The sequence below is a fragment of the Thetidibacter halocola genome (assembly GCF_018224955.1).
In the GTDB taxonomy this organism is placed as follows: Bacteria; Pseudomonadota; Alphaproteobacteria; order Rhodobacterales; family Rhodobacteraceae; genus Thetidibacter; species Thetidibacter halocola.
The window spans coordinates 336,372-353,886 of the sequence record NZ_JAGTUU010000002.1 but is presented as its reverse complement, the minus strand read 5'-3'; the positions used below and the strand labels follow the sequence as shown (position 1 = coordinate 353,886).

General features: G+C 65.3%; 22 protein-coding genes. 15 read left to right on the top strand and 7 right to left on the bottom strand.

Features of this window, described 5'->3' with window-relative positions:
• Positions 1–15 precede the first annotated feature (15 nt).
• The 6 genes from KB874_RS05930 (at position 16) to KB874_RS05905 (ending at position 3,780) form a co-directional block, all read left to right on the top strand.
• Positions 16–282, top strand: a complete 267-nt coding sequence (locus KB874_RS05930) for a rod-binding protein (protein WP_212535635.1) — start codon at positions 16–18, stop codon at positions 280–282.
• Positions 279–620, top strand: coding sequence for a hypothetical protein (locus KB874_RS05925; protein WP_212535634.1), 342 nt, complete (start codon positions 279–281; stop codon positions 618–620). Before KB874_RS05930 ends, KB874_RS05925 begins: the two co-directional genes overlap by 4 nt.
• Positions 621–822: 202 nt before the next feature.
• Entirely contained in the window at positions 823–2,115 is a 1,293-nt protein-coding gene (locus KB874_RS05920) for a flagellin N-terminal helical domain-containing protein (RefSeq protein WP_212535633.1), read from the top strand.
• 77 nt (positions 2,116–2,192) lie between these two features.
• Positions 2,193–2,570: a flagellar biosynthesis regulator FlaF gene (gene flaF, locus KB874_RS05915; RefSeq protein ID WP_212535632.1), complete on the top strand. Its 378-nt coding sequence runs from the start codon at positions 2,193–2,195 to the stop codon at positions 2,568–2,570.
• Positions 2,567–2,968 (top strand): flagellar biosynthesis repressor FlbT, encoded by a 402-nt coding sequence (gene flbT / locus KB874_RS05910; RefSeq protein ID WP_212535631.1) that lies wholly within the window; start codon positions 2,567–2,569, stop codon positions 2,966–2,968. The genes flaF and flbT overlap by 4 nt, the downstream gene beginning before the upstream one ends.
• Entirely contained in the window at positions 2,965–3,780 is an 816-nt protein-coding gene (locus tag KB874_RS05905) for a DUF1217 domain-containing protein (RefSeq protein WP_212535630.1), read from the top strand. The genes flbT and KB874_RS05905 overlap by 4 nt, the downstream gene beginning before the upstream one ends.
• Here KB874_RS05905 and KB874_RS05900 read toward each other — a convergent pair.
• Positions 3,777–5,168 carry a FliI/YscN family ATPase gene (locus tag KB874_RS05900; protein WP_212535629.1) on the bottom strand — a complete coding sequence of 464 codons (1,392 nt, stop codon included), beginning with the start codon at positions 5,166–5,168 and terminating at the stop codon, positions 3,777–3,779. The genes KB874_RS05905 and KB874_RS05900 overlap by 4 nt on opposite strands.
• 86 nt (positions 5,169–5,254) lie before the next feature.
• On the opposite strand from KB874_RS05900, the gene KB874_RS05895 reads away from it, so the two are divergent.
• Genes KB874_RS05895 through KB874_RS05855 form a run of 9 tightly spaced genes read left to right on the top strand, consistent with a single transcriptional unit; the run spans position 5,255 to position 9,810 of the window.
• Positions 5,255–5,632 carry a FlgB family protein gene (locus KB874_RS05895; RefSeq protein WP_212535628.1) on the top strand — a complete coding sequence of 126 codons (378 nt, stop codon included), beginning with the start codon at positions 5,255–5,257 and terminating at the stop codon, positions 5,630–5,632.
• Positions 5,633–5,643: 11 nt separating this feature from the next.
• Positions 5,644–6,033 carry a flagellar basal body rod protein FlgC gene (gene flgC, locus KB874_RS05890; RefSeq protein ID WP_212535627.1) on the top strand — a complete coding sequence of 130 codons (390 nt, stop codon included), beginning with the start codon at positions 5,644–5,646 and terminating at the stop codon, positions 6,031–6,033.
• Between the two features lie 26 nt (positions 6,034–6,059).
• On the top strand, positions 6,060–6,353 hold the full coding sequence (gene fliE / locus KB874_RS05885) for a flagellar hook-basal body complex protein FliE (protein WP_212535626.1): 294 nt from the start codon (positions 6,060–6,062) through the stop codon (positions 6,351–6,353).
• Entirely contained in the window at positions 6,353–6,622 is a 270-nt protein-coding gene (locus tag KB874_RS05880) for a flagellar biosynthetic protein FliQ (RefSeq protein ID WP_212535625.1), read from the top strand. The genes fliE and KB874_RS05880 overlap by 1 nt, the downstream gene beginning before the upstream one ends.
• A 1-nt stretch (position 6,623) precedes the next feature.
• A complete protein-coding gene (locus KB874_RS05875; protein WP_212535624.1) occupies positions 6,624–7,337 on the top strand; it encodes a flagellar hook-basal body complex protein in 714 nt (237 codons plus the stop codon).
• Between the two features lie 12 nt (positions 7,338–7,349).
• Positions 7,350–8,135: a flagellar basal-body rod protein FlgG gene (gene flgG, locus KB874_RS05870; protein WP_212535623.1), complete on the top strand. Its 786-nt coding sequence runs from the start codon at positions 7,350–7,352 to the stop codon at positions 8,133–8,135.
• Positions 8,135–8,554, top strand: a complete 420-nt coding sequence (flgA, locus tag KB874_RS05865; protein WP_212535622.1) for a flagellar basal body P-ring formation chaperone FlgA — start codon at positions 8,135–8,137, stop codon at positions 8,552–8,554. The genes flgG and flgA overlap by 1 nt, the downstream gene beginning before the upstream one ends.
• Positions 8,555–8,562: 8 nt before the next feature.
• On the top strand, positions 8,563–9,291 hold the full coding sequence (gene flgH / locus KB874_RS05860) for a flagellar basal body L-ring protein FlgH (protein WP_249200287.1): 729 nt from the start codon (positions 8,563–8,565) through the stop codon (positions 9,289–9,291).
• A gap of 9 nt (positions 9,292–9,300) precedes the next feature.
• Positions 9,301–9,810 carry a flagellar basal body-associated FliL family protein gene (locus KB874_RS05855; RefSeq protein WP_212535620.1) on the top strand — a complete coding sequence of 170 codons (510 nt, stop codon included), beginning with the start codon at positions 9,301–9,303 and terminating at the stop codon, positions 9,808–9,810.
• 4 nt (positions 9,811–9,814) lie between these two features.
• Here KB874_RS05855 and KB874_RS05850 read toward each other — a convergent pair whose 3' ends face one another.
• From KB874_RS05850 to motA, 6 genes are all read right to left on the bottom strand, one after another.
• Positions 9,815–10,240, bottom strand: a complete 426-nt coding sequence (locus tag KB874_RS05850; RefSeq protein ID WP_212535619.1) for a hypothetical protein — start codon at positions 10,238–10,240, stop codon at positions 9,815–9,817.
• The gene (locus tag KB874_RS05845; RefSeq protein ID WP_212535618.1) at positions 10,237–11,328 is read right to left on the bottom strand and encodes an EscU/YscU/HrcU family type III secretion system export apparatus switch protein; all 1,092 of its coding nucleotides are present in this window, start codon (positions 11,326–11,328) and stop codon (positions 10,237–10,239) included. The genes KB874_RS05850 and KB874_RS05845 overlap by 4 nt, the downstream gene beginning before the upstream one ends.
• Positions 11,329–11,334: 6 nt before the next feature.
• Entirely contained in the window at positions 11,335–12,102 is a 768-nt protein-coding gene (locus KB874_RS05840; protein WP_212535617.1) for a flagellar biosynthetic protein FliR, read from the bottom strand.
• Positions 12,099–14,180: a flagellar biosynthesis protein FlhA gene (flhA, locus tag KB874_RS05835; protein ID WP_212535616.1), complete on the bottom strand. Its 2,082-nt coding sequence runs from the start codon at positions 14,178–14,180 to the stop codon at positions 12,099–12,101. The genes KB874_RS05840 and flhA overlap by 4 nt, the downstream gene beginning before the upstream one ends.
• 161 nt (positions 14,181–14,341) lie before the next feature.
• A complete protein-coding gene (locus KB874_RS05830; protein WP_212535615.1) occupies positions 14,342–16,582 on the bottom strand; it encodes a hypothetical protein in 2,241 nt (746 codons plus the stop codon).
• Positions 16,579–17,448 (bottom strand): flagellar motor stator protein MotA, encoded by an 870-nt coding sequence (gene motA, locus KB874_RS05825; RefSeq protein WP_212535614.1) that lies wholly within the window; start codon positions 17,446–17,448, stop codon positions 16,579–16,581. Before motA ends, KB874_RS05830 begins: the two co-directional genes overlap by 4 nt.
• Positions 17,449–17,515 lie beyond the last annotated feature (67 nt).

Sequence of the window (17,515 nt, the reverse complement as noted above, 5' to 3'; positions counted from 1 at the left end):
ATTGGAGACACCCGAATGACGATCACACCGCTTCAAGGGCCTGTTCCGGCACGGATCCAGGCAGAGATGAAGACTGCGGCGCAGGAAATGGAGGCCACATTTCTTGCCGAGATGCTGAAATCGGCCGGCGTGGGAAAGACGCCTTCGGAATTCGGCGGCGGCGCCGGAGAGGATCAGTTCGGCTCGTTCCTGCGCCTCGAACAGGCGCGCGCCATGGCCCGCGCCGGAGGAATCGGCCTGGGCGAAGCCATCTTCAACGCCATGAAGGAGCGCGGCGCATGACCAGCATCGCGGATCGTCTCGCCGACCTGCTGGAATCCGAACGTCAGGCGCTGCTCGCCGGCGACTTCGACCGGATTGCAACGTTGCTGGAGGAAAAGCAGTCACTCGCGAAGGCGCTGGGCGACGACCCGGTCTCCGTCGAATCGCTGCAACCGCTGCAAGGCGCGCTGCGGCGAAACCAGGCGCTGTTCGATCGGGCCCTGGAGGGTGTGCGCGCCGTCGTCTCGCGTCTGGGCAGCGTTCAGGCTCTCGGACGCTCGTTCGACAGCTATGACGCCAAGGGTCGCCGGTTCTCGATCGACAATCCGGCGACGAACCAGCTCGAGAAGCGGGCCTGAAACGGATTTTCGTAAAATCGACGTTTTCGGACCGTGCGCGATTAGGAGGACGTTAGGACTCGATGATCATGGTGGCGCTGCATCCGATTGGATGGCGTGGGGTCCGAACCACGGGCCCCACACACGTCAGAAAGACGTCTGAGATGCCGCAAGGCAAGACAAACCGGCGCTGAATGCGCCTCCAGACATCAAGGACACACATATGTCTAGCATCCTGACGAACAACGGCGCCATGGTGGCGCTGCAGACCCTGAAGTCGATCAACTCGAACCTCGCCACCACGCAGCAGGAAATCTCGACCGGCAAGCGCGTTGCTACCGCCAAGGACAATGCCGCCGTCTGGGCCATCTCGAAGGTCATGGAAGCCGACGTGAAGGGCTTCAAGGGCATCTCCGACAGCCTCAACCTGGGCCAGTCCACCGTCGCCGTTGCCCGCCAGGCTGCCGAGACGGTGACCGACCTGCTGACCGACATGAAGGGCAAGATCGTCGCCGCGCAGGAATCGAACGTCGACCGCGACAAGATCCAGACCGACATCGACGCGCTGCGCGACCAGATCGCCTCTGTCACCGGCGCTGCCCAGTTCAATGGCCTGAACCTGACATCGAACCTGGATACGACGGCGGGCACGGGCACCGTCAACGTGCTGTCCTCGCTGGACCGGTCCGGCGCAGGCGTGACCTCCAGCGACATCAGTGTCCGCAAGCAGGACCTCACCACGCAGACCGCGGCATTGACCGGCACCTGGACAGCCACGGCGGGCGACAACGGCACGCTGAACGCGACCCAGTCCGACACGCTGACGATCACCGCGCCCACAGCGGCCGGCCGGGTCTACTCGCTGTCGGTCTTCGGCACCGACGCCGACAACAGCTCGTTCACGCAGGCCGACCTGCGCACCGGCGCGGCCATTACCCCGGCCAACGCCGGCGAACTGGACGAGATCATGTATGTGACCAAGGACGGCGACACCGCCGCCGACGTCGCCAAGGGCCTGGCGCAGGCCTTTGCGATCTACGCTGCCAACAATTCGATCGATCCCGACGTGCTGACAGTCACGCAGAATGGCTCCGGCCTCGACATCGCATCGACGGTGAGCAACGCGACCGACACCATCCAGGTGCAGGTGAATACCGGAACGGCTGGCGCCGGCGCCAGCGCAACCATCGGCGGCGGTCTTGCTGAAGTGTCGAACATCGATGTCACCACCGATGCCGGTGCGGACGCCGCGCTGGTCGCGATCGAGTTCATGATCCAGAATTCGATCGATGCCGCAGCTTCCTTCGGTTCGGTGCAGGGCCGTCTCGAAACCCAGCAGGAGTTCGTGACAAGCCTGTCCAATGCGCTGAAGTCCGGCATCGGCACGCTGGTCGACGCCGACATGGAAGAGGCTTCGGCCCGTCTCCAGGCCCTGCAGGTCCAGCAGCAGCTGGGCGTACAGGCACTGTCGATCGCCAACCAGGCGCCGCAGTCGCTGCTGTCGCTCTTCCGGTAACATCCGGATGACAGGGGGCCGGAAAACCGGCCCCCTGGTTTCGTCTTCTCCCGAAACCGCCGTCGGAAGGTTCTGAAGTGAACGCCCAGACTCTCGCAAAACGCGCATATGCGGAAACCGCAACCACAACACGCACCGCCCGAGGCATCGAATACCAGTTGCTGGCAAGCGTGACCCACCGCCTGAAATCCGCCGCCGAGGCAGGGCCAATGGCATTCCCGAAACTCGTAGAGGCGCTGTCAGACAACCGTCGCCTCTGGACCGCACTGGCGGTCGATGTCGCCGACGCTCAAAACCAGTTGCCGCCGGATCTTCGCGCACAGGTCTTCTACCTCGCCGAGTTCATCCAGAAGCACACCTCCAAGGTCCTGAACCGCGAAGCGCGGCTTGGTCCTCTTCTCGAAATCAACGCTGCGATCCTGCGCGGCTTGCGTAACAAGGCACCCGAAAAATGAGCGGTCTCGTCCTGAAACTCGGACCCCGCGAGCGGGTCCTCATCAATGGCGCCGTCATCGAGAATGGCGACCGGCGCAGCCGTCTGTCGATCATGACGCCGAACGCAAACATCCTGCGCCTGCGCGACGCGATTCACCCCGAGGAGGCAAGAACCCCGGTACGTCGCGTGTGTTATGCCGCTCAGCTGGTCCTGACCGGTGACACCGACCCCGAGGAAGCGCGTCAAAACCTGCTCCGTCGGATCGAGGAACTGAGCCGCGTACTGATGGATTCGGACAGCCGCTCGCTTCTCGCGCAGGCGACCGAAGCACTGCTGACGGATCAGCACTACAAGTGCCTCAAGGCCCTGCGCGCCCTGATCCCGCGCGAGGATCGGCTTCTGGCGGCCGCGAAATGACGTTCCGGCCCATCGTCGTCGGCACCGGTCTTGTCGCGTGGCAGTTCCTGAAGACCACACAGGGCAATCAGAAGGAAGTCTTCGACAAATCGCCGCAACTGGCACGCGACACGGACTACTTCGCCGCCAAGATCGCCGAGGTGACAACGGCCGAACAACTGGTCTCGGATCGACGCCTGCTGCGCGTCGCGCTCGGCGCCTTCGGCCTTCAGGACGACATCAACAACCGAGCTTTCATCCAGAAGATCCTGGCCGAAGGCACGACGGACCGCGAGGCGCTGGCCAACAAGCTGACGGACGACCGCTACAAGGCGCTCGCGAAGGCGTTTCAGTTCGACAATCCCATCGCGCCAAGAACGCAGAGAACCGCATTCCCGGCGGAAATCATCGACCGCTTTCGCGCACAGGAATTCGAGATCGCGGTGGGCGAACAGGACGATGCGCTGCGTCTCGCACTGAACCTGCAACGCAGCCTGCCTGAGGTGGCCGAAGGCGAAGGCGGCGATGACGCGAAATGGTTTCGCGTCATGGGCACCCCCCCCCTGCGATCAGTGTTCGAAACTGCCCTGGGTCTGCCGAAAGGTTTTGGACAGCTCGACATCGACCAACAATTGGGCGTGTTCCGCGACAAGATGCAGTCCCGCTTTGGTGTGAAGGAAGTGCGCGACATCGCCTCGGATCCTGCGATTCTCGAAAAGGTGGTGCAGACCTACCTTCTCCAGACCGAGGTCCAGCAGTTCTCACAGGCAAGTTCCGGCGCGGTGGCCCTGTCCTTGCTTCAGGCCATCCCCCGCACGTCGCTGCTGGGCTAACGGCCTGCCACACGCGGAGCCGGAGCCGGGCCGCGTCGTGGCTGCTGGCCGCCCGGCCGCTGCGCCACCTGCGCGCGGGCCAGCAACGATGCGAGCTTGCGGAAGGCCGAGTCGGGCCCCCGCGGCGAGGCTTCCGCCAGGAACAGATCGAGATCGTTCCAGACCCGCACCGACTGGTCGAGAACAGGATCCTCACCCTCGCGATACAAGCCGGCGCGGATCATCGTTTCCGAGCGATCATACGCCCCCAGCAGCCGGCGCACGTCGGCGATCTGCGCGTTCTCGGCGGCGCTGGCCGCTTCGGGCAGGCTGCGCGACACGGATCGCAGCAGGTCGACGGCCGGGAATCGACCCCTTTCCGCAATCTGCCGATCCAGCACGACATGCCCATCGAGGACCCCACGCAGGATATCGGCAATCGGTTCGTCCATGTCCGACCCGGCAACCAGAACGCTGAAGACCGCCGTGATGTCGCCGGCCGACGCCGTGCCGGGCCCGGCACGCTCGGCTAGTCTCATGATCTGGTTCGCGACCGAGGGCGGATGGCCGCGCAGCGCCGGCATCTCGCCCGCGGCGATGGCGACCTCGCGGTGAGCTTCGGCAAAGCGCGTGATCGAATCGGCCAGGAACAGAACGTGCCGTCCCTGATCCCGGAAATGCTCGGCCACCGTCATGGCCGCCAATGGGCAGCGCCGCCGCTCCATTGCGGACCGGTCTGACGTGGCCGCGACGACGACGCTGCGCGCCATCCCCGCGGGGCCAAGGACGCTTTGCACGAATTCCTGCACTTCGCGGCCCCGTTCACCGACCAGGGCCAGGACAACCACATCGGCCTCCATCCCGCGGGCGAGCTGGGCGAGGAGGCTGGATTTCCCCACGCCCGATCCCGCGAAAAGACCGATTCGTTGACCCTGGACGATCGGCAGCATCGTGTCGAAGACCGCCAGGCCCGTGCCGAGACGCGCCCCCAGGCGGCGGCGGGCGGCAGCGGGCGGCGGGCTGGCGCGGAACGGACGCGGGTCGGGCCCAGGCAGCAGCGGAGCGCCGTCCAGCGGCCGGCCATAGGGGTCGATCACCCGGCCGATCCAGGCGTCGCAGGGGGCCAGCGTGGGCGCACCCAGAACGGCGACGCGATCATCGCGGGCCACGCCCTCGGGCGGTTCGTCCGGCAGCATGGCGACCAGGTCGTCGCGGATGCGCAGCACCTCACCCTCGAGCGGCAGGCCGCCCTGGCGGATTAGCCGCAGCCGGTCACCGATGCAGGCGGAATGCGCAAGACCGCGCAGCCAGATTGTTGTTCCGTCGACCGATTGCACGCGGCCGACCGCCCGCACCGGCTGGACACCGGCAATCTGCGCGCGCAGCGCAGCGAGGTTCTCCTGAGGCATCGTCCGCTCCGTTCATGGATCCGCAAACCGTTTCTAAAGGAATCACCGTTAAGCCTTGATTGAAGCCAATCGAGGGAGAAGCCCCGATGTTCCAGAACCTGGACGTTTTCAGAACGGCGATGGCCATGGCCCGCCACGCGGGTCACGCACAGGCCGTCAGCGCTCAGAATATCGCCAATGCGGATACGCCCGGTTACCGGGCGCTCGATCTGCCCGATTTCCGCCAGACGCTGCGCCAGGCGGCGGCAGGGCAACGCGCCACGCGCCCCGAACATCTGCATGGCGGCACCGAACGCGCCACCGTCGCAGAGGAACGCCGCGATGCGATGGACCCGAACGGCAACACCGTCTCGCTGGAGCTGGAGATGGTGAACGCCGTCGATGCCCAGCGCCAACACAGCCGCGCGCTGGCGATCTACAAGTCTTCCATGACCATCCTCAGAACCAGTCTCGGCAGAAGCTGAAGGAACCTGACATGAGTGCCTTTTCCGAAGCGCTTGGCGTCACCGCCAGCGGCCTGAAGGCGCAGGCCACCCGCCTGCGCATCGTTTCCGAAAACATCGCCAACGTGGACACGCCCGGATATCGTCGCAAGATGATCCCGTTCGAGCTGCAACGCGGCGCGAACGAGGTGGCGCAGGTTGAACCCGGCCGCGTCCGGCTGGACCAGAGCGAGCTGGAACGGGTGTTCGACCCTTCCCATCCGCTGGCCGACGAGAACGGCAATTACGACGGGTCCAACGTCAACCTGATCCTCGAGATCGCCGACGCCCGCGAGGCGCAGCGCAGCTACGAGGCCAATCTCAAGATGTTCCAGCAGACCAGGGAAATGGCCAGTGGCCTGATGGAACTGCTGCGCCGCTGACCCGACCCCACAGACAGGAAACCAGAATGGACATCCAATCGCTCATGGCCGCCCAGCGCTACACGGCGTCGAAACCGGCGCTGCAACCCGACCCGGCCAGCGCCCAGGACGTGCAGGGCCGCTTTGCCCAGGCGGCGCGCGACTTCACCGACACCGTCCGCCGCGGCGAGGACGTGGCGCAGGCCAGCATGATCGGCGACGCCGACCCGCATGCGCTGGTCGAGGCGCTGGCGCAATCCGAACTGGCGGTCGAAACGGTCGTCGCCGTGCGCAACAAGGTGGTCGAGGCCTACCAGGAAATCCTGCGGATGCCGGTCTGATGCTGACCGAAGCCATCTTCTTCGACACGCTGCGCCAGGGCCTGTGGATCGCCACGATCACCTCGGTCCCGATCCTGACCGCCGCGCTGGTGGCGGGTGTCGGCGTCGGCCTGTTCCAGGCGCTGACCTCGATCCAGGAAATGACGCTGACCTTCGTGCCCAAGCTGATGGCGATCGTCGCCGTGTTCTGGCTGTCGATGAGCTTCATGACCGAAACGCTGGTGGATTTCTTCCAGAACCACATCATCCCGATCATCACCGGAGCCTGACATGGAAGCCGCAGGATATGCCGCGCTGGCCCGCCAGACCGGCCTGATGCGCGAAATGCGCATCATCGCCAACAACATCGCCAATGCCAGCACCTCCGGTTTCCGGCAGGAGGGCGTGGTCTTCTCGGAATATGTCCGGCAGGCCGACGGAGGCGCCTCGGTCGCGATGGCGACGCCGCGGGTGCGCAACACCTCTTTCGAACAGGGGGTTCTGCAACAGACCGGCAGTGCCTTCGACTTCGCCATCGAGGGCGAGGGCTTCTTCCTGGTCGACACGCCGCAGGGCCAGCGCCTGACCCGCGCTGGCGCCTTTACCCCCAGCGCCGAAGGCACGCTGGTGACGCCGGACGGCAACCCGGTGCTGGACGCGGGAGGGGCGCCCATCTTTCTGCCGCCCGGGTCGACCAATGTCGCCGTCGGTCACGACGGCACGATCTCGACCGAGGGACGCCCGATCGGCCAGCTGGGCGTGGTCCGCCCGCTGGATCCCGGCGCAATGGTGCGCGAGGGCGGCGTGATGTTCCGCGCCGACGACGGGTTCGAGCCGGTCGAGGCGCCGCGCGTCATGCAGGGCTTTGTCGAGGCGTCGAACGTCGACCCGATCCTCCAGGTCGCCCGCATGGTCGAGGTCCAGCGCGCCTACGAATTGGGCCAGAGCTTCATGGACCGCGAAGACGAGCGCATCCGCACCGCGCTCAAGACATTCATCAAGTAAAGGAGTTACCCGATGCGCGCCCTCCAGATCGCCGCCACGGGCATGAGCGCCCAGCAGATGCGGGTCGAGGTCATCTCGAACAACCTCGCGAACATGAGCACCACCGGCTACAACGCCCGCCGCGCCGATTTCGCCGACCTGCATTACCAGCAGATGGCGCGCCCCGGCACGGTCAGCGCGTCGAACGGCGCGGTCCTGCCTACGGGCATCCAGCTTGGCCTGGGTGTGCGTCCTGCCGCGGTGTCGATGCAACTGGCGCAGGGTGCGCTATCCGCCACCGGAGGCGACCTGGATGTGGCCATCGACGGCGAGGGTTATCTCGAGGTCACGCTGCCCAGTGGCCAGCCGGCCTATACCCGCGACGGCGCGCTGAAACGCTCGGGCGAGGGGCTGATCGTCACCTCCGACGGCTATCCCGTCTCGCCCGAGATCGTGATCCCGCAGGACGCGCGCAGCCTCTCGATCAACAAGGATGGCGAGGTCTATGCCTATTTCGACGGCACCGTAGAGGCGCAGTTGCTGGGCCAGTTCACCATGACCGGCTTCACCAATCCCAAGGGGCTGGAGGCGATCGGTTCGAACCTGTTCGTCGAGACAGAGGCCTCGGGCCCCGGCATCCAGTCCACTGCCGGCGCTGATGGCCTGGGCCAGCTCCGGCAGGGCTATCTCGAGGAAAGCTCGGTCGACGCAGTCAAGGAGATTACAGACCTGATCGAGGCCCAGCGCGGCTACGAGCTCAACTCCAAGGTGATCTCGGCCGCCGACCAGATGCTGGCCGCCACCAGCCAGGTGCGTTGATGCGGGGTCTGGCGGCACTCTGCCTGTTCCTCTCGACCGGCCCGTTGGCCGCCGAGACGGTCATGGCAACGCGGACGATCCGGCCGCAGCAGGTGCTGACGGCCGAGGATATCCGTATCGATCAAGGCCGGATCGAGGGCGCGTTTTCCGACCCGATGGAGGTCATCGGCATGGAAGCGCGCTTTGCCATCTATCCAGGTCGCGCCGTGATGCGGGGCGCGCTGGCCGAACCGGCCCTGATCGACCGCAACCAAGCCGTCGAACTGGTGTTCGAACATGGCGGCCTGCGCATCGCCGCCGAGGGCCGTGCACTGGGCCGGGGCGCGGTGGGCGACCGGATTCGCGTGATGAACGAAACGTCGCGGACCGTCCTGTTCGGCACGGTCGCGCCGAACGGCAGCGTCGTTGTATCGAAATGAGGAAATCCATGCTGAAGAACATCGGCCTGATCGGCCTGCTGCTGATCGTCGCCGCCTGCGGGCGCGCCAAGCATATCGGGCAGGAACCGGAATTCACCCCCGCCCTGCAAAGCCCCGAACGGGTTGCCATGATCGCCGCCGGCATTCCCGACGGCGTGCCATCAGCGCGCAGCACGGACCGGTCCTCGCTGTGGTCTGGCGGGCAGGCTTCGCTGCTGGGCGACCGGCGCGCGATCAAGCGCGGCGACATCCTGACCGTGGCGATCGAGATCGACGAAGAGGCCGAGATCAGCAATTCGTCCTCGCGGTCGCGGTCAGGGTCGGAAAGCCTGGGCGTTCCCGGCCTTTTCGGCATCCCGCAGCGGATCAACGAGAACCTGCCCGAGGGCGCCAGCATGGAAGCCGCGGTCGGGATCAACAGCAGCAGCAACGCGCGCGGCGATGGGTCGGTTCGGCGGTCGGAATCGCTGACCCTGCGCATCGCCGCCACCGTGATCGACGTGCTGCCCAATGGCATCCTCGCCATCGAAGGCAAGCAGGAAGTGCGCGTGAACTTCGAACTGCGAGAACTCCTGGTGTCAGGCTACGTGCGCCCCGAGGACATTTCGCGCCAGAACGAGATCACCTATGACAAGATCGCCTCTGCCCGGATCTCGTATGGCGGACGCGGGCATATCAGCGACATGCAGCAACCCAGGGTCGGCCAGCAGGTGCTGGACATGGTCCTTCCGTTCTGAGGAGGCGACATGCGCAAGCTTCTTCCCATCATCCTCGCCCTCGTGGGCACCGGCGCCGGGGTCGGCGCCGGGATGGCCCTGATGCCGTCCGGAAAGACCGAGACGGCAGAGGCGGCCGCCATCGTCTGCCCCCCGCCCGGGTCGGAGGTGGCACACGAAACCGCGCCCATGGCTGCCGCCGCCGAGCCGCTTACCAACCGCGAATACATCAAGCTGAACAACCAGTTCATCGTGCCGATCATAGCGTCCGACCGGGTCAGCTCGCTGGTGGTCGTGGCCCTCAGCATCGAGGTCGGCCGGGGCGAGGGCGAGATTGTCTATTCCCGCGAACCCAAGCTGCGCGACGTCTTTCTGCAGGTCCTGATGGATCACGCCAATGTCGGCGGCTTCGACGGCAATTTCACCGATGGCGAACGGATGCGCGTCCTGCGCCGCGCCTTGCTCGAGGCTGCCCGCCCGGTGCTGGCCGACACTGTCAGCGACGTTCTCATCACCGAGATCGCGCGCCAGGACAACTGACCGCTCAGATCTGATCCGTCCAGGATCGCATGGCCGACAACCAATCCAGGGTGTCGGCCTCTTTCCTTGCCCGCGCCTCGCGCCGCGCCTCCTGTTGCTGCCGCAACAGGTCCGAGGCCGCGCCAAGCCGGGCATGCGAGGTCTGCGCACGGGAAAAGCTTTCCATCTGACGCGCCCGCGCAATGGCCATTTCCTGCTGAAGCGTCATCCGCCGCCGCGCCATCCAACCCTGCCACATCGTGTCCGCCCCGGCCAGCCTGCGCGCGCCCAGCGACTGCGTGTCCGCCTGCATCGTCGCGCGCAGGCGGTCGAGCTCGTCGAGCTCTGCCTGGACGCGCTGCGTCTCGGCGGTGCGGTCGCGGAACTGCTCCATCGCCCGCTCGTTCAGCAGGTCCGACACAGTCACCACGGCCTTCAACGGATCGGTCATCCCCATTCTCCCTTCCGCGCCTTCTCGCGCATGGCATCGGCAAAGCGGATCGCGGCGGCCACGGCCCGATAGTGTTCGGGATCGATCTGCGCGCCGATCTCTGTCGTGGCGAAAAGTGCGCGGGCCGTCGGCGGATCGGAATGGATCGGCACGCCGTTGTCCCCGGCAAGCTCGCGGATCTTGAGGGCAACAGCATCGACGCCCTTGGCCACGCATTCCGGCGCCGACCCGGGCGCGCGGCTCCATTTCAGGGCGACGGCGTAATGCGTCGGGTTCACGATCACCACGTCGGCTTTCGGCACATCCGCCAGCATCTGGTTGAGCGCCAGGTCCTGCGCCCGCATGCGGCGGTGCTGTTTCATGTGCGGATCGCCCTCGGACTCCTTGAACTCGTCACGCAACTCCTTCTGGGTCATCCGGTTGCGTCGCAGGTAGTCGGCGCGCTGAAAGAAGAAGTCGAGCAGGCCGATTGCCGCCGCGATCGCCACGACGATCGTCAGGAAACGCACCATCATCGTCAGCATCGTGGCGATCACCTCGGCCGGTCCCGCGCGGACGCTGCCGATCATCTCCGGCAGTTCGGCACGCAAGAAAAGGGCGAGGCAGATGGAGTAGACGGTCAGCTTGAGGAAGCTCTTGAAGAACTCGAACAACCCGCGGATGCCGAACTTGTTCTTGGCGTTCTCGATGGGCGAGATGCGGTTGAACTTGGGCGCCAGCTTGGACGGGGCAAAGACAAGACCCCGGGTCGCCAGCAGAGCCACGAGGACGAAGGCTGCCGGGACGAGGAGGATCGGCATGGCGGGCCGGAGCACGGCGCCCATGACCATGCCCGTGACCGAGGCAGCCCCGTCGCGAAAGAACAGGTTTTCGAGGCGGTCGGGCTGTTCGATGAGGGGCAGCAGGGCCTCTCCGAAGGCGGTCAGGCTTTGCTGGCCCAGGACGATGGCGCAAAGCAGCATGCCCAGGTAGGCCGACGCCGTCAGGAGATCCGCGGCCCTCGGCAGGTCGCCCTTCTTGCGCGCCTCCTCCAGCTTGCGCGGTGAGGGTTCATGGCTCTTCTCTGCGCCATCGTCCTCTGCGGCCATCGGCGTCTACCGGAAGGGCGCGGCGAGAAAGGCCTCGAAGGCCGCGAGCCACGCGACAAGCATGAAGGGAGCCGCGACGAACAGCAGCGCGATCGACCCCAGCGTGATGACCGGCGCACCGACGAAGGCCACCATCAGCTGCGGCATCGCCTTGTTGATCACGCCGAGGGTCAGGTTGTAGAGCACTGACAGGATCACGAAGGGCGCCGCCAGCGTGAAGCCGAGCATGAACGCCTGCCCGACCCTTGTGCGACCGGCCTCCGCCACGGCAGCCGGGTCGGGAAATGTCAGCGCCGGCAGGATGTCGTAGGACAGGATAACGTAGGCCGCCGCCTTGACGTGAAAGCCCGTCAGCATGAGCAGCGCGAGGGCCGCGACTGTCAGGATGTGGCCCATGGCCGGCAGGGGATCGGCCCCGGCCTGCCCCATCAGTTGCGACAGCGAGGTCGACTGCGCCGCTATGGCACCGGCGATCTGGATGGCGTGCACAAAGAGCCGCAGCATCAGGCCAAGGAACAGGCCGGACAACGTTTCGGTGGCCAGCGCGGTAACGAAGACGTCCAACTGCGGCTGCACCGGCGGCAGAGATGGCAGCGCCGCGGGGGCAACGGCCGCCGTCAGCAGCAGGGCAAGGACCAGCTTGACCCGAACCGACAGGCTTTGTTCTCCGAAACCCGGCAGAACCACGCACATCGTCGCCACCCGGATGAACACCACGACCACGCCGGCAGCCACACCAGAGGTTCCGGCAAGGATCTGGTCCAGCGGGATCATGCCGCGACCACGCCCACCAGAGCGGGGCGGGCCTCGACCCCGATTTCCTCAAAGGACATGACCGGGTTCGATATCCCGCGCGCGGCCATGACCGTGCGCAGGAACCGGCGCCTGCGGGACGACGTCACGACGGCTGGAAACACGCCGCGATTGCCCGCCTCGCCGATTTCCCGGGCGAGCCCCTCTGTCAGGGCCTCAAACCTGTCGGGGGGCAGCGCGACGTCCAGCGCGCCGTGCCCACCGTCCATCTGGTAGGTCAGGAACGTATCCTCCCATTCAGGGGCCAGCTGGATCAGCGGGATGGTTCCGTCGTCTCGCCGCATGTTGGCAACCAGCTGAAAGCTGATGCGCTTTCGGACATGTTCGCAGATTGCCTCGGGCGTCGATGCATGGCTCCGGGTTTCGGCGATTGCCTCGAGGATCAGCGGCAGGTTTCTCACTGACACCTGCTCGTCCAGCAGAAGACGCAGGACCTGGAGCAAGGTGTCGATCTGCACCTTGTCGGGAACAAGCTCGTCCAGCAGCTTGCGATTGGCCTCTGCACGCGTCTCGTTCGAGATCGACACCATCTCGTCCAGTAGGCGGCGCAGGGCCTTCATCGTGAGAAGCCGGCCGAAGTTCCGACGGATCACCTCGAGCAGGTGCGTCGCCAGAACCTCTGCCGGGGTGACGATGGTGACACCCGTGATCGCTGCGCGTTCCTGGTCCTCGGGCCGGATCCAGCGGGCGGGGGCGCCATAAACCGGCTCGGTGACATCACGCCCGGAGGGCAGGGCACCGGCGTTTTCCGGCATCAGCGCCAGAACGAGGTCCGGGTTCAGCTCGCCGCGCGCCATCTCGACCCCGTGTATGCGGATCACGTATGTGCCGGTATGCAGCGACGGGGCATCCGTGAGGCGGATTTCAGGCAGGATGAGACCGAAACTGGTGGCGATATGGGTACGCATGTTGGCTATGCGCACATCCAGCCCGGTTCCCGGATCCAGCACCATGTTGACCAGGTCCGGCGCGAATTCCACGTGAATGTCGTCCAGGTCCAGCACGTCACCCATGGACTTCCGCCGCGGTTCCGCCTCGGGAACATCGGCGCCCTCGGACTCTGCCTGTTGTTTCGGTCGGCGGGCCATGCGCCAGGCAACATAGCCAAGGATTCCCGCACCGATCATGAAGGGCACGAAGGGCAGACCCGGCACCAGGGCGAAAAGCGCCATGAGAACACCGACGGTGGCGAGCGCGGCCGGATGACGCCCCAACTGCTGGGCCACGGCGACATCCGTCGCCTCTGTCGCACCGCCGCGTGCGAGCAAGAGGCCCGCAGCAATGGAAATGATGACGGCCGGGATCTGCGAGACAAGGCCATCGCCGACGGTCAGGATCGCGTAAGTCTCGAAGGCGCTGCCGATCGGCATGCCGTGCACGAAGACCCCCATGGCAATACCCATGACCAGGTTGAGCGCCGTGATCAGCAACCCGGCGACAGCATCGCCCTTGACGAATTTCGACGCACCGTCGAGGGAGCCGAAAAAGGTCGTTTCCTGCTGCTCGCGGTCGCGCCGCGCTTTTGCCTCTGCATGGTCGATGGCACCGGCGGCCATGTCCGCGTCGATCGCCAGCTGCTTGCCGGGCATTCCGTCCAGCGCGAAGCGTGCAGATACCTCGGCCATGCGGGCTGCGCCCTTGGTGATGACCGCGAAGTTGACGATCATCAGGACCCCGAACACGACCAGGCCCAGGAAGACACTGCCGCCCATGACGAAACTGGCGAATCCCTCGATCACGTCGCCAGCCGCCCCGGTTCCGGTGTGGCCCTCGCCGATAATCAGTTTGGTGGAACTCACATTCAGCGAAAGACGCAGCATCAGGGCCGTCAGCAGAATCGTCGGGAATGCCGAGAAATCCAGCGGCCGCTCGATGAACAGGGTCACGGTAAAGATCAGGATGGCAAGACCGAAGGAGGCTGCCAGCCCGATGTCGAGCACCCATGACGGCATCGGCAGGATCATCATGACGATGATCGCCATCAGTGCCAAGGCGAGAAGAACGGTCGGCTTGAAGAACGCCTTCGGGTCGAGCTTCATCGCGTGGCACCGCTGGATCGGGTGGTACCGCTGGCCGCGACGACGAAGGCTCCCGAGGTTGAAGTCTGGACGGGCGGGATTCGTTGCATTTCCGAAGTTCCTGACACGTTCTGTGACCTCCGGAGAATAACGGCGGCAGGGTTACCAATTCGGTAACGCGATCACTCTTCGACGAGGCGGGTTTCGTCGAGCAGGGCACGCAGCGTGGCGCGCGCATCGGCGCTTCCCGCAGTCAGCGCTTCGGCATAGGCCAGGCTGATGTCATCGGTTTCCGGGCCTCCATCCTTCTCGGAGGCGAGTTGTGCCGCACGAGACATGGCGTCATCGCTTCCCACGACCTGTTCCCAGTTTCCCGAGAGCCAGGCGGATTCGCGCGCCCGGTCTTCGACCCCAAGTCGCGAGAAAAGGGCCTGGGCGAAATCATGGTCCCCCATCGCCGCCCGCGCCTCTGCGCGCAGGCTCAACGCGTCGTCGCCCTGAAGGCCGATCAGCAGGAGTTCGGCCGCTTCGGGGCGGAACATGCGCAATAGCGCCTCCGCCTGGACAAGTTGCATTGCCCTTGTTCGCGCCTCGGCGGGAACAAGCACGATGGCCTCGAGGACGGCATCTGGCAGGCCCAGGCCGAGGAGACGTCTTACGTAGGGCTCGATGATGCGCGGCGGCATCAGCGCCAGAGATGGCAAGCGCTCGTCCGCCACATGCGTCAGAAAGGTCGCATCGGGTGCCTTTTCAGCCAGGGACGCCATCAGGTCCTCACCTGTCCGGTCAGCAAGATCGGTGTCTATGCCGGCGCGATCCACAAAGGCAGAGAGCGCATCCTCGAACCGGCCGGCGTTGAGAAGGGACAGGACATTAGCCCGCCAGAGCGAGGGGCCATCGGCGCTGCCGCGCATTTCCCTGGCCAGCGCACCGCTGAGTTCGGCGACATCGCGCGGCACCGTGTCGTCGGTTTCATGGGCGGCCTCGACGGCACCGGCCACCGCGGCGGCGGTTTCCGGCCCTTTCTGCCGAGCCAATGGAAGGAAAACCTGCGCCGCGGCCTCGGCATCGCCGTCCTTGAGCGCGATTTCGCCGCGCACCAGGGCGATTGCCGGTGTTTCCTCTCCATGCAGTCTTTGCAGGCGTCGCAGGATGCTGGCGGCGGCATCCTTCCGTGCGGCGGCGTGCAGCTTGCGGGCGACGATCGGCCCCAGGTGTTCGCGCAGGTGGGACGGCAAGGCCTCGAACGCGGTGATGACGGACTGGGTATCGATCGGTGTCCCGGGCACAGGATCGCCCCCGCCCACGAGCGACCAAAGAGCAACCGGACCCGGACAATCCGCCTGACCCGAGAGACGGCCACCAGGGTCCGAGTCGCCATCGATCGCATGGCTGAGGCCGAGCAGCACCGGCGGAGGGGTTTGCATGAGCGCAAGGACGGCCCGTGCCTCGGCGCCGAGGCCAAAATACATCAGCGCCTTGGCCTGCGCCAGGACTGCATCCGGGTTCGGCTTGTCGAATTCGCCGAAAAGATCGGCGCGCATTCCCGAGATGGAAGACATGTCTGCATCCTGGCTTCCCCAAGTCTCGACCATGAGCGGATCGGCCGAGGTGCAGGGACTTCCACCGATCGACAGGACACCGTCCGTCCTTCCATCGAAACTCGACAGGCTTTCGCGCAGGATATCGGCCAAAGGCTTTGGCGGCGCACCGGGCTCGGCGGCGGTCATTCCCGCCGGGTCAGGATCACCTTCCGGAGAGCCCGGTCGAAGGACACCCGGCGCAGGTCGCAACAAACCATCTGTCGCGGCGGTTGCGATATTGGTGATGATCGCCCGACCGATCTCGTCTGCCGCAGGATCAGACCGCGCGGCACGCGCAGGGTCTGGCAACCTTTCGGAAAGGTCCATGCCGGGCAGGGCAGGCACCCGTTCCCTGGCTGGGCCGATGCCCGGGCTCACGCCAAGCCGGAGCGCGCTCAGATCACGGGCAATGCCGGGGACGGTCGTTGAAATTGCATCCGGCTCTTCGCGGGCCAATCCCCGTGTCAGGTTGGCGAAGGCAGCCTCATCCTCGCGGATGTCGATCACCAGAAAGGCGTTGTCATGCAGGAAGACAGAGGACACGCAGGGGCAAGCAAGATCAACGGTCAGGGTGCCGCCCGTGGCGGACATGCCGACGATCCTGTCGCGGCCGATCCGGTCGAAGGCACGCGCCGTGTCGAAACGCACACCGGGCGTTTCGAAGGCGATCGAAAGACGTCGGCCATCTTCGGACGGCTCGACTGACCATTCGGCATTGTCCGGAACCGGCATGACCAGCCGGGTGAAACTGCCATGTTCGCCAGACCGCACAGGGATGCCCTGGGCGGCGACGACGGTTGCCCAGAGGATGACCAGAACCGGAAGAACCCACCGGATCATGCCGCCTCCTGCTTGACCGACTTGAGCGCGTCTTCCAACTCGACAAAGCTGGGGCGGCAATGCGACGGCGTGTTCTGTCGTCCGACCTCGATGCAGATGTTCGTGGCATGATTGTGCAGGTTGGCCACCAGAACCTCTCGGATCAGGTTGTAGAACGGCATGTCCTCATCCACGACCGCCTTGACCTTGGCCGCGAAGGGGGCCGCGATGCCATAGGCCAGGAAGACGCCCAGAAACGTCCCGACCAGCGCGCCGCCGATCAGCTTGCCCAGCACCTCGGGCGGCTGGTCGATGGAGGCCATGGTCTTGATGACACCCAGAACCGCCGCAACGATTCCCAGTGCCGGCAAGGCGTCAGCGGTCGCCTGCAGCGCGTGGCTGGAATGCATCGCATGGTGTTCCATCGCTTCGATCCGCTTGTCCAACACCTCTTCGACCTGGTGCGGATCATCGTAGTTCATCGAGACCGACCGCATCGTGTCGCAGATCAGTTCGATCGCATACTTGTCACCGGCTATCTTGGGATACTTGCCGAATATCGAGGAGCTTTCCGGGCTCTCGATATGTTCCTCGATGGCCACCGGGCTGGACCGGGCCAGCCGGATCAATTCGAACAGAAGGCACAGAAGGTCGCGGTAATCCCCGTGTTTCCACTTGGGACCCTTGAACACCTTGCCGATGTCCTTGAGCGTCTGCTTGACCACGCTGCCGTCATTGCTGATCAGGAAGGCGCCCGTCGCCGCGCCGCCGATCATCATGAATTCGAATGGCAGCGCCTTGAGGATAATGCCAAGCTTGCCCCCGGCGAGGAGGTAGCCGCCGAACACCATCACGACGATCACAACGAGACCGATGATTCCAAGCATTCCTGATCTTCCTGTCCTGAACCGGGTGAAAGGGTGGCACGGGGGGCGTTAAGAAACCTCTTCGACG

Excerpts from the sequence above, each read along its gene's own strand:
- flgG (WP_212535623.1), top strand. The coding sequence starts at position 7,350 with ATGCGCGCCCTCCAGATCGCCGCCACGGGCATGAGCGCCCAGCAGATG.
- KB874_RS05925 (WP_212535634.1), top strand. The coding sequence starts at position 279 with ATGACCAGCATCGCGGATCGTCTCGCCGACCTGCTGGAATCCGAACGT.
- KB874_RS05900 (WP_212535629.1), bottom strand. The coding sequence starts at position 5,168 with ATGCCTCAGGAGAACCTCGCTGCGCTGCGCGCGCAGATTGCCGGTGTC.
- KB874_RS05920 (WP_212535633.1), top strand. The coding sequence starts at position 823 with ATGTCTAGCATCCTGACGAACAACGGCGCCATGGTGGCGCTGCAGACC.
- flgC (WP_212535627.1), top strand. The coding sequence starts at position 5,644 with ATGAGTGCCTTTTCCGAAGCGCTTGGCGTCACCGCCAGCGGCCTGAAG.
- KB874_RS05830 (WP_212535615.1), bottom strand. The coding sequence starts at position 16,582 with ATGATCCGGTGGGTTCTTCCGGTTCTGGTCATCCTCTGGGCAACCGTC.
- motA (WP_212535614.1), bottom strand. The coding sequence starts at position 17,448 with ATGCTTGGAATCATCGGTCTCGTTGTGATCGTCGTGATGGTGTTCGGC.
- KB874_RS05930 (WP_212535635.1), top strand. The coding sequence starts at position 16 with ATGACGATCACACCGCTTCAAGGGCCTGTTCCGGCACGGATCCAGGCA.
- KB874_RS05850 (WP_212535619.1), bottom strand. The coding sequence starts at position 10,240 with ATGACCGATCCGTTGAAGGCCGTGGTGACTGTGTCGGACCTGCTGAAC.
- KB874_RS05855 (WP_212535620.1), top strand. The coding sequence starts at position 9,301 with ATGCGCAAGCTTCTTCCCATCATCCTCGCCCTCGTGGGCACCGGCGCC.
- KB874_RS05880 (WP_212535625.1), top strand. The coding sequence starts at position 6,353 with ATGCTGACCGAAGCCATCTTCTTCGACACGCTGCGCCAGGGCCTGTGG.
- flgA (WP_212535622.1), top strand. The coding sequence starts at position 8,135 with ATGCGGGGTCTGGCGGCACTCTGCCTGTTCCTCTCGACCGGCCCGTTG.
- flbT (WP_212535631.1), top strand. The coding sequence starts at position 2,567 with ATGAGCGGTCTCGTCCTGAAACTCGGACCCCGCGAGCGGGTCCTCATC.
- KB874_RS05905 (WP_212535630.1), top strand. The coding sequence starts at position 2,965 with ATGACGTTCCGGCCCATCGTCGTCGGCACCGGTCTTGTCGCGTGGCAG.
- KB874_RS05845 (WP_212535618.1), bottom strand. The coding sequence starts at position 11,328 with ATGGCCGCAGAGGACGATGGCGCAGAGAAGAGCCATGAACCCTCACCG.
- flhA (WP_212535616.1), bottom strand. The coding sequence starts at position 14,180 with ATGAAGCTCGACCCGAAGGCGTTCTTCAAGCCGACCGTTCTTCTCGCC.
- KB874_RS05875 (WP_212535624.1), top strand. The coding sequence starts at position 6,624 with ATGGAAGCCGCAGGATATGCCGCGCTGGCCCGCCAGACCGGCCTGATG.
- flgH (WP_249200287.1), top strand. The coding sequence starts at position 8,563 with ATGCTGAAGAACATCGGCCTGATCGGCCTGCTGCTGATCGTCGCCGCC.
- fliE (WP_212535626.1), top strand. The coding sequence starts at position 6,060 with ATGGACATCCAATCGCTCATGGCCGCCCAGCGCTACACGGCGTCGAAA.
- KB874_RS05895 (WP_212535628.1), top strand. The coding sequence starts at position 5,255 with ATGTTCCAGAACCTGGACGTTTTCAGAACGGCGATGGCCATGGCCCGC.
- KB874_RS05840 (WP_212535617.1), bottom strand. The coding sequence starts at position 12,102 with ATGATCCCGCTGGACCAGATCCTTGCCGGAACCTCTGGTGTGGCTGCC.